This is a genomic window from Rhizobium sp. K102, assembly GCF_022385315.1.
GTDB lineage: Bacteria > Pseudomonadota > Alphaproteobacteria > Rhizobiales > Rhizobiaceae > Rhizobium > Rhizobium croatiense.
Window position 1 is genome coordinate 223,307 of record NZ_CP092432.1, and the last position, 14,122, is coordinate 237,428.

The 14,122-nt window shown below is 58.2% G+C and carries 6 protein-coding genes and 5 pseudogenes; 7 read left to right on the forward strand and 4 right to left on the reverse strand.

Annotation, left to right across the window (positions count from 1 at the left end):
* The first annotated feature begins 147 nt into the window (after positions 1–147).
* A pseudogene (locus tag MHI61_RS01095) lies at positions 148–1,155 on the forward strand (LysR substrate-binding domain-containing protein).
* 210 nt (positions 1,156–1,365) lie between these two features.
* Here MHI61_RS01095 and MHI61_RS01100 read toward each other — a convergent pair.
* Positions 1,366–1,923: pseudogene (locus tag MHI61_RS01100) on the reverse strand (radical SAM protein); the annotation flags it as partial.
* Positions 1,924–2,704: 781 nt separating this feature from the next.
* Between MHI61_RS01100 and MHI61_RS32715 the strand changes: the two are divergent.
* Entirely contained in the window at positions 2,705–3,085 is a 381-nt protein-coding gene (locus MHI61_RS32715) for a nuclear transport factor 2 family protein (protein WP_335723779.1), read from the forward strand.
* A 705-nt stretch (positions 3,086–3,790) separates the two neighbouring features.
* Positions 3,791–4,055: pseudogene (locus MHI61_RS01105) on the forward strand (LLM class flavin-dependent oxidoreductase); the annotation flags it as partial.
* Between the two features lie 117 nt (positions 4,056–4,172).
* Here the strand turns inward: MHI61_RS01105 and MHI61_RS01110 are convergent.
* Entirely contained in the window at positions 4,173–5,060 is an 888-nt protein-coding gene (locus MHI61_RS01110; protein WP_029875558.1) for a hypothetical protein, read from the reverse strand.
* A gap of 524 nt (positions 5,061–5,584) precedes the next feature.
* On the opposite strand from MHI61_RS01110, the pseudogene MHI61_RS01115 reads away from it, so the two are divergent.
* Positions 5,585–6,093: pseudogene (locus MHI61_RS01115) on the forward strand (transposase); the annotation flags it as partial.
* Between the two features lie 252 nt (positions 6,094–6,345).
* Positions 6,346–8,514: a Ulp1 family isopeptidase gene (locus tag MHI61_RS01120; RefSeq protein WP_239789261.1), complete on the forward strand. Its 2,169-nt coding sequence runs from the start codon at positions 6,346–6,348 to the stop codon at positions 8,512–8,514.
* Positions 8,515–9,017: 503 nt separating this feature from the next.
* Here MHI61_RS01120 and istB read toward each other — a convergent pair.
* Positions 9,018–9,818 (reverse strand): IS21-like element ISSme2 family helper ATPase IstB, encoded by an 801-nt coding sequence (gene istB / locus MHI61_RS01125; protein WP_009997167.1) that lies wholly within the window; start codon positions 9,816–9,818, stop codon positions 9,018–9,020.
* A complete protein-coding gene (istA, locus tag MHI61_RS01130) occupies positions 9,818–11,104 on the reverse strand; it encodes an IS21 family transposase (RefSeq protein ID WP_029875831.1) in 1,287 nt (428 codons plus the stop codon). Before istA ends, istB begins: the two co-directional genes overlap by 1 nt.
* A gap of 88 nt (positions 11,105–11,192) precedes the next feature.
* Between istA and MHI61_RS01135 the strand changes: the two are divergent.
* Positions 11,193–11,415, forward strand: a pseudogene (locus MHI61_RS01135) (hypothetical protein); the annotation flags it as partial.
* Positions 11,416–12,395: 980 nt separating this feature from the next.
* Positions 12,396–14,003 carry a Ulp1 family isopeptidase gene (locus MHI61_RS01140; RefSeq protein ID WP_239789224.1) on the forward strand — a complete coding sequence of 536 codons (1,608 nt, stop codon included), beginning with the start codon at positions 12,396–12,398 and terminating at the stop codon, positions 14,001–14,003.
* The last annotated feature ends 119 nt before the right edge of the window (positions 14,004–14,122 follow it).

Genomic DNA, 14,122 nt, shown 5'->3' on the forward strand with positions numbered 1-14,122 from the left:
ACACCCCGATGTTCCATGTGATCGCCATCGTCACACAGATCTGGCCGCCCCTTGGACGCGTGATGGCACAATGCCATGAGGTTGTCACCCGCGCTCCACCGCCGAGATGAACTCGAAAACGTTGGACCCGGAATTGATTGTTGAGGAATGAACGTCATGAAACGCTATGTAGAAAAAGAGGTGACGGATCAACTCGCTTATAGGCGAAAGATGTTGCAAGATTGGAGAGGAGAGCGCCTCACTGGACACCAGCTAAACCTAGCATCAATAGACCTCAACCTCCTGGTGGCGCTCGAGGCTCTGCTCGAATACCGGAACGTGACGCACGCGGGCCAGCACATCGGGCGGAGTCAACCGGCGATGAGCCGGGCACTGGGAAGGCTGCGCGGCTTGTTCAATGATGATCTCCTGGTGCGGTCTTCAACGGGTTTGATCCCAACGCCGCAAGGCGAACACCTGGCTCAAAGGCTGCCGTCGGCACTGCGTACGATCCGAGAGATGGTGACAAGCCGCAGCCTAATCTCAAAAGAATGGGGAGGGGGCAACGCTGGCGATCCCCGATCATCAAGCTTTGGCTGTACTACCGCGCCTCCTGCCGTGGTTACGCGAGCGTGCCCCTCATCTCGACACACTCGCCTGTTTGCCGTTTGATCGTGCCGTGCGGGGGCTTGAGCAAGGTGATATTGATTTGGCCGTTGGGCATATTGACGTGCAACTGCCTGGCTATTTTCGGCGCAGTCTCTATACAGACCGCTTCGCGTGTTTGTTGCGCCACGACCATCCCGCGCTGGCGCAGGAATGGACGATCGACAACTTCGCGACCTTGCGTCACGCTGCCATCAGTACGGACTCCCCGACCATTTCGGCCCGATCTACGACCACTTGCCCAACCTGCGAGCGGATCGTAGTCCCATACTTTTTTCCAGCGTTCTCACGGCAGCGGTGGTAGCTTCGGCAACGGATTTGGTATTGCTCGTCCCGCGCCGCGTTGCGACCCAAGTTTCCGCGATGCTGCCGCTTAGGGTTGTTGATCCACCCCTCGAGCCGGCACCGTACAAGGTCATGCTCATCTGGCACGAGCGGTGCCATCACGACCCGCAGCATAAATGGCTGCGCAAGGAGGTCGCCGCAGCGTTGGAGACGGGAGCAGACTGACACAAGAAGCGGTGATCGGGATGCTCCCGAAGCATCAAAGAGAGCAAACGGGGATTTTGCGCGGGGAGATGACCAAGGGCTCAGCGCTGCTGCGCCCGAGAGTGCCAGGCATGTTGGACGAATATCGAGACTTGGATGCCTATGTGCTCGCGGGGTCTGCTTGTATCCGGGCTTCTGCTGAGCTGCGGCTCGGCCCTGCAGTGGCGCGGATATCTTCGCGCCGGCTCTCGGATCGACCATTTTGATGGTGATCGTCAAGTGATCAACATTTATGTCAGCAGGCTCGCCGACACGGTCTGGCACTGCCGGACCGTTGGTTGAAAGACACAGCTTGATATCGGGGACCTCTGTGGCTCCGCGTGCAAATGTCGCCTTTGTCTTCTTCCGGTCATAACAGGCATCGCTTGGTCCGGCGATAAAGAGCACGGAAAGCTGAGGGACTTCATTGGCGACCGCAACGACCTTTCGCAGCGCCTGGTCAGGCGTAGGCCGGCTTTCGTTGGCGCAGTATTTACGATTGCAGTAGTTGCACTGGATATTGCAAGCTGGTGCGGCTACGACGTGCATGCGCGCGAAATAGTAGTGCGCTTTTTCTAAATAGCAGGAAAGGTCCGTGATTTTCTCCCAGACAGCCGGCTCGACGTGGTGCGGCTTTGCGGACGAACCGCACAATGACGCGGCGCAAGCAGTGGACTTCGCTGTGGCCAGCAGTTGGTTCATAGTTGTCGTGCTGGTCAGGTTCTTGAGCGAAATCATTGGTGGGGGCATTAAAGGCTCCGTTGCTGCTTAACGTCGCGGTTCAAGAAGCAAGGGCCATGCCAATGAAAATTGCTTAGGTTTTCAATTGGTTAGCGTTTTTTGTCCGGTTCCCTCCATTTGCGACCCGACATAGGGTTGTCAGGCATTCGACAATAGACCTACACCGGTAAAATGGCGGCTCGCCTCGAGTGCTTGAGTTGAGGAGGGCAGGTCGGGCCGCTCGACCACACCAGGCTTAGAACTTTCTTTCACCCCGATTTGATGCCCGCGGATGGCATAACCAGCCTAACGTGGGGTGACGCCGAGAGGCGAGCCGCCTGGCCCCAGATTTCTCCCTCGCGTCGATCAGCCGCTCCCGCTCGGTCAGACGAGCCCGATTGGGAGCCAGGCAGGATCGTTCGGATCACAGGCTTTGGAGGAGACTTCGCCGAGACAGGCACCGGCAGCCCCGGCGGCCGCAAACGGGGATCCAGTCGACATTGGGCTCTTTCTGGCGAACTCGTCGACCGCATTGTCGCCGAATGGACCGTTAGCTACCTTCCACACAAGCGCAGAGAGGCCCTGGCTGTTCTTGCAGACAAAATCCAACGCACCAATGGTCCTTGATTGCGCGGGAGTTGCTGTCCTACGCACGCTGTTTGAGTTCACAGACGTTCCCTGGGAAGTGGCATTGCGAGACCAAGTCAAGCGCCGACGGCGCGAATGTCCGTTCGCAGATGCATAGAACGCCATTTTCAACTCAAGACCAGACTTGCGACGGGCCATGGACCACGAAAATGGGTCGAATTGCATGATCGCGAAACGATCCGCGACTGTCCTATCGGTATTGCCGCGGGATAGACGGGCGGACGAGGCGGGGCTGCGCAGCTCCTTCTGGCCTGATGCGCAGGACGTTCACGGAGCGTATACGGGCTCCGCCGAGGGATTCATTGAGTTCACGCTTGGTGTCTTCAAGACCGAACCGCGCAACATCCACCAGATCACCAACGTTCTGATTGAGTTTATCAGCCCGACTGAAGCAGCTGTCGAGAGCTACTTCACTGCGCTCCAACGAGGGCCGGACTGCGGCCGGATCATACGTTGCCAGGTTTCTCCTATGTGGTCGATATTGCGACCATTTTCAGAAAAGGGAAGGGGAGTGGAGAATTGCCGACCGCACAGTGGTCTATGATTGGCTCGAGGAGCAGACACAGCAGGCGGCGTCGCCAGAGATTGAGCGGTTCGGTTTCAGGCAGCCGATCGGAACATCGCATTCTAACGACCCGGTCTATACGCTCGGAAGCGGCAAAGAGCATGAAAGCCGAGGCGGAATAGCGGCGCGTTCAGCTGGTGCCGAACTCTTCTTTTCCGGGACGTGGTGCTAACTTGCTGTCATCTGGCTCCTTTAGCGTTAGATCGCATACGCCGGAGCAGGAGAAGCTAATCCATGAAGCAAGCAGACACCCGCCGTCATTACACGCGCTGCAGGCGGGATTGGCCGCGCTCTGGTCGCTGCCTTTGCGAACGGCGACATTGTCGTTGCCGTGGATCTTCCTGGAAGCGGAACGGTGCGGTGCGGCGTTGCCGCGCGGCCCTGTGATCTTCAATGTGGCCTCGCTGGGCGGGTTGCTGGGCGATCCCAGACGCAACGGCTACGCTGCCTGGAAGGGGCCTGATCTTGATCACGAAAAGTTTGGCATGCGAGTTGGCGTCGCGTCGAGTGGGCCTGACGGCCATAAGAGCTCGGCTATGTGCGCACGCCGATGGTCGAGAACTGGAACGCGCCGACGAGACGGATCTCGCCGCTATTCGCCGACGCGTGCCGATGGGGCCCATGGGCGCGTCCCGATGATGTCGACCGGACCGTGCGGTTTCCGGTCAGCTCGCACGTCGATCATTCATCGACATCGTGTCGGACGGTCGCCTTGGGCTTGGCGACGGGTCCGGATACGAGCGATTCGAGTTCAAGCGCTTCGGTGTCGTTATTCATGAGGCGCCTGGGGAGTACCTGGGTGATCTTTTAGGGGCTCAACCAGAAGGTTTTCGAACCCGACGGCCATTATCAGAAGATACCCCCAACGGCGATATCGTTGCGGACCACCCAGAAGCCAGCCCCGCCAATCTGCATCGCGGCAGGATCGGAGTGCAGCATGAGGCGGGCCGTCGCAGAGAGTCGCAGCAATTATTGCAGTCTCTAATCTTCGCCTGCGTCCTCCCGTAATACAAGGGCGTATCAACTCAGCCGGCGGCGCAAAAAGTCCTCACGATGAGGCAAGCTTTTAGCCGCGGTTCAAATTGAGGTGTTCGAAGTACCAAGACGGGTCATCATCGGATGAATCTGTCTCGACACTGGCGTCACTCGAATGCTCCTCGACACCTGCTTCATCGTCGCTAAGATACTCCACGGTTTTAGAGAGATAACTCCAAGGTTTGTCGGCGCGCTGCCATCCACCCTTGCTATTCTTTGTCCACTTGTCGGGATGTTGCGTAGGGTCGAGCACCCAGCGATTTTCACCCACATCAACGAAACCCATCTGCTCTAGACGGGTTCCCATCTCCGGCGTAGCGGGACGTGACATGATCAACGGCTGTTCGCCGTCGAGTTGAAGTTGATGTTCGAGCAGAATATCGCCTGCGTTCTCGACAAGCGGATGAGTAACGCGAAGGTCTACAATCGACGTGATTCTTTTTCGACCGGGAAATAGTTCCCGCCACGGCTCGTTTTCGATGCTAAATCCATCCTCTGTTCTTAAAAGCCCAACGCTTCGTTCTCCCAGATCATAGCTGAAATATCGCGCGCTGGGCGTATCATTGTCGGTGCCGCCGTAGAGTCGAGCGATGGTAGCCGTACGCAGGGCTTTAGAGGACACGAAGGGCGAGTACTCTTGTGGATTGACGGAAATGTGCTTGATTTCATCACCGTAAAATTCCCTTACTTTTCTGGCAAATGTCGATCTGTCGAGCACCTTAATTGGAGGTTCGGAAGAGAGCGAGTATGGTCGCGTTGGCGACGAAGGCGAAAGAGCATGGGGATCTGGCGTTGATCGGGACGGCATGCCCGTAAGCGTTTGTGCCCCGGTCATATTCTCGATCCACCCCGCCATGGCCCGGGTGCGATCATCTTCCTCGGAAATGTTGTAGCGCAGCGATCGTTCTGAGTTATCCATGGCGGTCTCTCCTGAGAGTGAAAGGTGTGATGAAGCGCATTCTTTTCAGTCGCTTCACATGGGAACGGTGCGCTCACATGTCCGGCCTATAAAGCGGATACGTGACTGCTAGACTCGATGAAGCGGGCGGTGCGCGTTGCATGCGCCGCTCCTGATCCCTTTACCTCAGCCCAAGCCTCGAGGATCCGCGAAAGCGTGGCTCCCTTCGCCAGACCATCGTCGAATCGGCTGACAGTCCGTCGGAGGTGTCTGCGCCGCGGCAGGGCTAAGATTAGCTTGAATGTTAGAGGCGTCTCGGAAAATTTACCGCCCCGCGGGCTTGTTCTGTTTTCACCGTTGTTGGTCTCCAATTGCAGATTACGCATATGCTAGTGCAACCGGACTGGTCGCCATCATGCAAAATCGATATTCTAAAATGCTTTGGAAAAGCGGAGCCACGTAGACCCCTTAGGTGGTGAAGGTGACCTGCCACTGCGAATTTCCTCCAGATTTGATTAGAGTCCGGCCCATCAAAGGACGGACGAATGAAGAAGCAGAGATTTACCGAAGAGCAGATAATTGCGGTACTGAAGGAGCAGGAGGCAGGCGCGAAGGCGGCCGACCTCTGCCGTAAGCACGGGATTTCGGAAGCGACGTTTTACAACTGGAAAGCCAAATACGGTGGTATGGAAGTGTCCGAGGCCAAGCGGCTGAAGGCGCTTGAGGACGAGAACGCCAGGCTGAAAAAGCTGCTGGCCGAACAGATGCTGGATGCGGCGGCGCTCCGCGAGCTTCTTGCAAAAAAATGGTAGGGCCTGCCGCCAAGCGTGAAGCCGTCACGCATCTGAAGGCCGTGATGGGTCTTTCGGAGCGGCGGGCCTGCCAGATCATATCCGCCGACCGCAAGACGGTGCGTTATCGGTCCTGCCGACCGCCGGAGGTGGCGCTGCGGGCAAAGCTGCGTGACCTTGCAAACGAGCGTCGGCGTTTCGGCTATCGGCGACTGTTCGTCCTGCTTCGACGGGAAGGAGAGCCGTCCGGCGTCAATAGGATCGAGGTTCCAAATTTGATTTCCGGAGGACCGGCATCGATGTACCCAAGACGGAACCAGCCGCGCGATGACGATTCTCGCGAAGTAAGTGAGTGGATCGAAGGCGTGACCGGAGCTTTCGATACGGACGCCTGGATCCGGGAGTACAATTCACAGAGACGAGATGTGGAACAGGATCTGAGCGACTTGCGCCTCGGTTCGCACGACAGTGACGCCGGCGACCGTGTGCCGCGTCGCAGATCCGTGGGCGGTTCGATGCGAGTGACGCCGCAGTCGTTGGCGCCGGAGAACTCGTTGAGCGGCGCCCGCCACAGCATAGACGTCTCTCGGGCGGGCTCCAGCAGCTTGCGATTCGGCGGCTCGGGGAGCAAGACATCGAGCAATATGGCGGAGGCGGGCGAAGTCGCCGCGGCGCCGCAGGGCAAACGCCGCGGATTTACGTCGCGCATGGCGTCAGGGTTCAAGAAGGCGTTCGGATTGAGCAGCGGCAAGACGTCGTCGCGGAGTTCGGGGCAGCAAGACGTCGATGCCGCAACGGAGACTCACGTGGTCTCAACCAAGGTTCGCGTCGGCGCCAAGCGTGGTCGCCCCGCCGACCGGGACATGCATCCCGATGACGAGACCCGCATCAACCAGTTCGCGGAAGCAGTCCGAAACTACGAAATTCTACCCGACGGTAGCGTCGGCCGAGGGGACGGAAGGGTTCCCGAGGCTACCGTCGAGAACAATTTAGGGATTCTTAGGAGGTTCGCTCGTTGGCTCCGAGCAGAAAACAGAGATTCGATGGCTTCTCGGCTTTTAAACGATCCAGATTCACTAGCCGTTGATATCGCGGATTATTGGGCAAGCGGTGGGGATGGTCAGGACCGTCTTAAGTCAGCACTGTCTCATTTCAGGAGGCTCGCGCCTGAGGGGCAAGAACTCCAAGCCGTTGGACCTGGGCCGCGCCTGATGGGGCGCCAGATACATGATCCTTATCCCGACGACGCCCGCGTCATTGATAGCTTGGCCAAGGAAGAGCTGAGTAAGTTCGGACCGGTCCCGACTTCTCGGAATAATACCAGTCACCAACGAAAGTTTAGCGCTTGGCTCCAAAGGGAGGGCAGGGAGAGCATAGCGAGCCGGCTCAACGGCAGTGATCAGCAGCAATGGTCGTTGAAAAAAGATTACCAAGACTTCACCGAAGACATGGGAAAACACACTATCTCTTTCAAGCGGCTTCGGCAGTACCAGCAAGTCGTTGAGGCGAACGCAGCGTCGGGGTTGTCCCCTGAGCAGGCAAGTGGCCGGGAACCGGCCGGTCTGGACGGCCGTTCGGATCCACGTGCCGAGTTCAGATCAACTTCGCCGCTGCAGCAGGTTGATCCATCGATCGAAGGCCGCAGCGGATTGTCGCTCGACCATATCGAATGGCTGGGCGACCAGCATATCCAGACGGATTATGAGCTGCTAATGCAGGACTTGCAGCGAAACGATCCGGATCTCGCCGCCAGGACGCGGCTTATCGATCCCCTGATAGCCCATTATCATCTGCGCCTGGGCGATGAGAGCACCGCGCTGAGCGCTTTCCAGCGCATCGTTAATGATCAGAATGGAAGAGATACAGCCGACTTCCTGTTCCTTCCAGTGAGCGATGCCAGTGCTTCGGATCCTGATCACCGCGGCACCCATTGGTCGCTGCTACTCGTTGACCGTCGCAACCGCGAGGGGCCGGCTGCCTATCACTATGACTCCTTCCGGGGCCAGAACAACGAGTTTGCAGCAATGCTCGCACAAAGGTTGGGTACCCGTCTGGAGCCCGTCCGCATGACCCAACAGCGCAACGACTATGATTGCGGAGTCTTCGTGGTTGACGGCACGCGGGCGCTCGTTAGACGACTGGCACGAAGAGGCCGGCCAGCCGTGCTGCACCTCGACAACCTCGTCGCCGATCGGGAGCAACTCCAACGACGTCTGAGCACCGCGCCCAACAGTGCTCGAGCGGGGGCTGCGGCGGCTGAACCGGAGTCCTCCACACAGATCGCCGATCCCGCAGAGTTTTGGCATGGAGTGGGTCAACCCGGCCAGCTTCCCGCCGATAGCTGGAATACAGCGACCTTCCGGCAGGATTTGCCGTCAGCTGCCTATTCACCGGTGCAAAGCGTCAATCCGCCAGACGCACCATGGGAGCAAAGCTTGGGGGCATCGATCTTCGGCACCCCACAGTACACGCTGCCTGTGGACGACTTGGGAGGAGCTGTCCCTCCGAGCTGGCAACACCGCAATCAACCGGCACCGGCTGGCCTTCGGCTTGCAATGTCCTGGCTTGAGTTGCTGCCGAGCGCGGACAACCCCCAGACCAGCATCACTATCCATGGTGTGCCCTACACGGCCACTCTGGGGCCATCAGGCATGGAGAACGACATTTACCTTTTCCTGCAATAGGGTGGAGATGGATCGAGCAATAGATGCCAGTGGTTCTTGAAAAAGCACCAAACCGTTGAGAGAGAATCCGTTTTTACGCGGCCACGTGCAGCGCGCCAACCCAGATGAGACGATCCCCAGTGCCGGGGGCGACATCGAATGTGCACGTCGCCAGTCTTCCTTCAAAACGTGACGTTTGGCCAGCATCCCAAGAGGCGACGGCTGTCGCATCTGAGGTGTAGACAGATACGGATGCGGGAAGAGCCTCGGGTGCGAAGGATGCTGGCGCGGTCGCTGAAGTGCTTAGTGCCGTCTATGACGGCCTATCCTTTGCGGGTTCTACTATGGCTTCAGGCCAGGACGAAACCCGCCCATGGCGCCGGATGCATTTCATACAGCGATCATGAGCCAACGTGTGAGTTTGGTACTCGATGCCGACCACGTATCCTGCAACTATCAAACTATGCCTGCTGTCAAGCGAAGTGAAGATTTGACCCCGTAGGCGAAACGAAGAACTGACCCCTTCATTGATTTGCTGTTTCGTTTGTCTCAAGCGCTGTTCCGGCCTTCTGCAGAAGGCCGGAACGGCGCTTTTCGCGAAGCCTGTAGCTATCACCTCGGATGGTGATCACCGTCGAATGGTGCAGCAGGCGGTCCAATATCGCGGTGGCGACGACAGGGTCTCCAAAGACGCTCCCCCACTCTCCGACCGATCGATTGGAGGTAATCAGGATCGATCCCCTTTCATAGCGGCGAGAGACCAGTTGGAAGAACAGGTGGGCGGCGTTAGCTTCGAAGGGCAGATATCCCAGCTCGTCGATGATCAGCAGTTTCGGCCGCGATAGGATTGTCAACTGCTTGTCCAATGAGCCATCGTTATGGGCCTTGGCGAGCATCGCAACCAGAGTGGCCGCCGTGGCGAATTGAACGTTGTAGTTCTGGCGGATTGCTTCTCGGCCAAGACTGACAGCAAGGTGCGTCTTACCGGTGCCCGGAGGTCCGAGGAATAGGACGGTGTCGCCGTGAGCAATCCAGCGGCAGGTTGACAGCTCCCTGATCTGTCCTCGATCCAGCGAGGGCTGTGCCTCGAAGTCGAAGCCATCGAGTTCGCGTACGAAGGGGAACTGCGCCAACTTGCTCGACATCGAGATGCGCCGTTCATCGCGCCGGGCAATCTCTCGTGAGACCAGGAACGCCAGAGCTTCGCGCAACGTCATCTTCGAGCGGGCCGCCTCGTCCAGCAACGTGTCGAGTTGATCGCGGATCGCCGTCAGCTTTAGCCGATCGAGTGTCGCGATGAGTAAATCGTGATCGACGGTCGTCATCACCAGCCACCTCCAACAACGGCCTCGTATTCCGCAAGAGGTCGCAGCAAGGCGGCTGGTGCCAGCTCGACTGGAGCGGTGCGAACCAGTCCTTCGCTACCCGCGAAGCCAACAAAGTGATCCCGGTCGACGATCCGTTGTCGCCGTCCCTGGCAGAGAGGATGATCGGCCACAACCTGGCCAGCGTGACGGATAATTACACGGCCAGCCAATACAACGACTTGGACGCTCTCGCCGATGAGACGCCAGGGTACGGAATAGCTGTTTGTGTCGAGATCGATGGCGCAGTCCGCCTGCACTTTGCGCACGAGGTCGCGTAGTTGTCCAAACGGTGCGCGGCCGGATAGCGGCCGAAGGGCTTCGGCCTCCGCAGCAAAGCGTTCAATTGGTGCTTCACCAGTCGTGCCGTGTTCTCGTCGGTCTGCGATCTCTCGTATCCATCGGTCAAGGTGCGCCTCGAACGAAGCCCAGTTCTCAAACCGGCGACCAGCGATAGCATTCTTCTTGACGTACCCGACCCCGCGCTCGTCCTTCCCCTTTGTTCGCGCCCGGTAGGGAGCGCAAGCGCGTGGCGCGAAGCCCCAGTAACGGGCAAACGCCCAGAGTCGCGCATTGAAGCGAACCTCCCGGCTAACCGCGTCGTGATGTTCGACAAGTGCCTTCGCATTATCCAGCAAAACCTCAACGGGAACGCCGCCAAACCGAAGAAACGCGCCTTCCATCCCCTCGAACCAATCTGTCTGCCCTTCTCTCAATGAGGCACGGATATGAATGCGTCTGGAATAGCTTAGCGTGGCGACAAAGACGTTTACCCGAAGCCGCTCGTCACCGATCCAGACACGCGTCTGCCCGAAGTCGATCTGCAACTGACGACCAGGCGGCGTTTCAAACCGCACTGTCGCACGCTTTTGCGCCTTGAGTTCCCGCCGCCATTCCCGGACTCGAAGCTCTACCGAACGCAAACCGATGATAATTCCATGCTCGCTCGCCAGCTCCTGCCGGATCACATCGGCATTGCCATCATGGCGAAAGAAGCGTTCACGAAGCCAATCATCAAGGCCATCAAAAGCACTCCTCCGAACCGGCTTCTTGAAGGGTACCGCTCCACCCTCACGAAGATATCGACGGACAGTGTTGCGAGCACATCCAAATTCCTTCGATAGACGCTTGGCACCCCAACCAAGCTCGTGCAGCCGCAACATTGCCACCACCTCATCTGCCTCAAGCATATCTTCGCCCTGCATCGTTCCCCACGATGCAGGATGCGCTGAAATCGCACTTGTCATCCATCTCTCCTCGTTGTCACACGAGGGGGCAGTTCTTCATTTCGTTAGGGGGTCAGTTTCTCATTTCGCCTGACACCTGCGGGCGGGTGCCGCGGTGGACCGACTTGTTCATCACGCAACGATCTTCGAAATGAACGTCGAAAGCTGTCGACGACGTTCCACCCATGGGGGTCAAACGCCGGCGCGGCAGGCCAGCCTCATTCGCGACAATCAAAGGCACCGCACGGTTAGTCGCGGAGCGGCAATCAGACCACGATGAAGCTCTTGCCAGCGACAATCAACATGATAACTTCATCCCGACCGCGACATAAGAATCTCATCCAGATTGTCGCGCGCGTCTCATCCTGATCGCCGCCCCATAGGTCGCATAACTATCAGGCGCGCAACGGGTTCTGTCAGCAGCTACACCGCAATGGTTCCGTTGCCTGAGGCGGCGAAATCAGAAAGGCCGGCGGAAAGATTGGTTGGAATCGGAAATTCTGACGGCACCCTTCGCGCTGCATGTTCCACACATCACCCGAAACTGCTTAAATGAAGGCCAATTTTAGCGGGCTCCGCATGGCAAGCGGCAAGCTGGCGAGCCTCTCAAGCCATGTGCCGGCCTGATGGTCGAGTGCAGACGATTGTCGGCAAGCCGTCGCCATATGGTGTTCGGCCATGCCTTGAGGGCATGATTGGATCTGGCTTTAGCATGCTGGGCGGCGGTCGGCAGGCATTAGGATCGAGGTTCCAAATTTGATTTCCGGAGGACCGGCATCGATGTACCCAAGACGGAACCAGCCGCGCGATGACGATTCTCGCGAAGTAAGTGGGTGGATCGAAGGCGTGACCGGAGCTTTCGATACGGACGCCTGGATCGAGGACTACTATTCAGAGAGCCGAGACATGGAACAGGATCCGAGCGACTTACGCCTCGGTTCGCACGATAGTGACGCCGGCGACCGTGTGCCGCGTCGCAGATCCGTGGGCGGTTCGATGCGAGTGACGCCGCAGTCGCTGGCGCCGGAGAGGGGTTCGGGGCAGCAAGACGTCGATGCCGCAACGGAGACTCACGTGGTCTCAACCAAGGTTCGCGTCGGCGCCAAGCGTGGTCGCGCCGCCGACTGGGACATGCATCCCGATGACGAGTTCCCGCATCAACCAGTTCGCGGAAGCAGTCCGAAACTACGAAATTCTACCCGACGGTAGCGTCGGCCGAGGGGACGGAAGGGTTCCCGAGGCTACCGTCGAGAACAATTTATGGGTTCTTAGGGGGTTCGCTCGTTGGCTCCGAGCAGAGAACAGAGATTCGATGGCTTCTCGGCTTTTAAACGATCCAGATTCACTAGCCGTTGATATCGCGGATTATTATTTTGCAAGCGGTGGGGATGGTCGGAACCGTCTTAAGTCAGCACTGTCTCATTTCAGGAGGCTCGCGCCTGAGGGGCAAGAACTCCAAGCCGTTGGACCTGGGCCGCGCCTGATGGGGCGCCAGATACATGATCCTTATCCCGACGACGCCCGCGTCATTGATAGCTTGGCCAAGGAAGAGCTGAGTAAGTTCGGACCGGTCTCGACTTCCCGGAATAATACCAGTCACCAACGAAAGTTTAGCGCTTGGCTCAAAAGGGAGGGCAGGGAGAGCATAGTCAGCCGGCTCACCGGCAGTGATGAGCAGCAACAGTCGTTGAAGGAGGATTTTAGGGCCTTTACCAAGGAGGAAGGAAAAAAAGTGGTCGTGAGTTTCGATCGGCTGCGGCAGTATCTAGGCGCCGAGTTCCAGTTGAAACAGCATAATCCTTATCCCGACGACGCCCGCATCATTGATGACCTAGCCAAGGAAGCGCTGAGCAAGCTCGGATCGAACTCGACTTCCAAGAGGAATGTTGTCTGGAATATGGCCAGCAATCAACGAAAGTTTAGCGCTTGGCTCCAAAGGGAGGGCAGGGAGAGCATAGTCAGCCGACTCACCGGTACTGATCAGCAGCAACAGTCGTTGCAAAAAGATTACCAAGACTTCACCGAAGACATGGGAAAACACACTATCTCTTTCAAGCGGCTTCGGCAGTACCAGCAAGTCGTTGAGGCGAACGCAGCGTCGGGGTTGTCCCCTGAGCAGGCAAGTGGCCGGGAACCGGCCGGTCTGGACGGCCGTTCGGATCCACGTGCCGAGTTCAGATCAATTTCGCCGCTGCAGCAGGTTGATCCATCGATCGAAGGCCGCAGCGGATTGTCGCTCGACCATATCGAATGGCTGGGCGACCAGCATATCCAGACGGATTATGAGCTGCTAATGCAGGACTTGCAGCGAAACGATCCGGATCTCGCCGCCAGGACGCGGCTTATCGATCCCCTGATAGCCCATTATCATCTGCGCCTGGGCGATGAGAGCACCGCGCTGAGCGCTTTCCAGCGCATCGTTAATGATCAGAATGGAAGAGATACAGCCGACTTCCTGTTCCTTCCAGTGAGCGATGCCAGTGCTTCGGATCCTGATCACCGCGGCACCCATTGGTCGCTGCTACTCGTTGACCGTCGCAACCGCGAGGGGCCGGCTGCCTATCACTATGACTCCTTCCGGGGCCAGAACAACGAGTTTGCAGCAATGCTCGCACAAAGGTTGGGTACCCGTCTGGAGCCCGTCCGCATGACCCAACAGCGCAACGACTATGATTGCGGAGTCTTCGTGGTTGACGGCACGCGGGCGCTCGTTAGACGACTGGCACGAAGAGGCCGGCCAGCCGTGCTGCACCTCGACAACCTCGTCGCCGATCGGGAGCAACTCCAACGACGTCTGAGCACCGCGCCCAACAGTGCTCGAGCGGGGGCTGCGGCGGCTGGACCGGAGTTCCTCCACACAGATCGCCGATCCCGCAGAGTTTTGGCATGGAGTGGCTCAACCCGGCCAGCTTCCCGATAGCTGGAATACAGCGACCTTCCGGCAGGATTTGCCGTCAGCTGCCTATTCACCGGTGCAAAGCGTCAATCCGCCAGACGCACCATGGGAGCAAAGCTTGGGGGCATCGATCTTCGGCACCC

What these genes read in the sequence shown, in the direction of transcription:
- MHI61_RS32715 (WP_335723779.1), top strand. Translation starts at nt 2,705, where the DNA reads ATGATCGCGAAACGATCCGCGACTGTCCTATCGGTATTGCCGCGGGAT.
- MHI61_RS01110 (WP_029875558.1), bottom strand. Translation starts at nt 5,060, where the DNA reads ATGGATAACTCAGAACGATCGCTGCGCTACAACATTTCCGAGGAAGAT.
- MHI61_RS01120 (WP_239789261.1), top strand. Translation starts at nt 6,346, where the DNA reads ATGCGAGTGACGCCGCAGTCGTTGGCGCCGGAGAACTCGTTGAGCGGC.
- istB (WP_009997167.1), bottom strand. Translation starts at nt 9,818, where the DNA reads ATGACGACCGTCGATCACGATTTACTCATCGCGACACTCGATCGGCTA.
- istA (WP_029875831.1), bottom strand. Translation starts at nt 11,104, where the DNA reads ATGACAAGTGCGATTTCAGCGCATCCTGCATCGTGGGGAACGATGCAG.
- MHI61_RS01140 (WP_239789224.1), top strand. Translation starts at nt 12,396, where the DNA reads ATGGCTTCTCGGCTTTTAAACGATCCAGATTCACTAGCCGTTGATATC.